Genomic DNA, 501 nt, shown 5'->3' on the forward strand with positions numbered 1-501 from the left:
TGAAGCTTTAGTATTCTCCACCCAGCCGCAAACCCATGCACAATCTGAGCAGCACAACTATCAACAGCACACCCCGACTCTGACTCAAACGGCACTCGGTGGTCAACATTTAGCCGAGCGCTTAACACAATTGGCAACGGGACTGGGACGTCAGGTCAATGACCATAAAGCGATTAAGACCCAGTTAGAAACTATCGCAGAGGAGCAGCAATCTAAAACCCATCAACAAGCGCCCTATACGCTGATTGATGGCGCTGCTGATACGAGCTATGTCAGTGACGATACGCTGATTCAACGATCTATGGGTGAGATGATAACGACCACTCAGCAAGATATGATGGTAAGTAGTGGTGATGGGCATCATCAGGTCAGTAGTGAGTCTTTGACAGTGGTTGCTGATGGTCAATTCAGTATGACCAATGGCAAAGACAATATTATGCTGTCTGCGCATACAGGGAAGCTTGAAGCGACAGCAAAGCAAGATGTGAATATGTCATCCTC

Annotated in this window: 1 protein-coding gene; it reads left to right on the forward strand. The window is 47.5% G+C overall.

Annotation, left to right across the window (positions count from 1 at the left end; all coding sequences use genetic code 11):
* Positions 1-501: DUF2345 domain-containing protein (locus ACT3RN_RS16120; protein ID WP_444518869.1), on the forward strand; the 501-nt coding region annotated here is incomplete at both ends.

The organism is Psychrobacter sp. AOP5-GZ1-6 (assembly GCF_052376345.1).
Lineage (GTDB): Bacteria > Pseudomonadota > Gammaproteobacteria > Pseudomonadales > Moraxellaceae > Psychrobacter.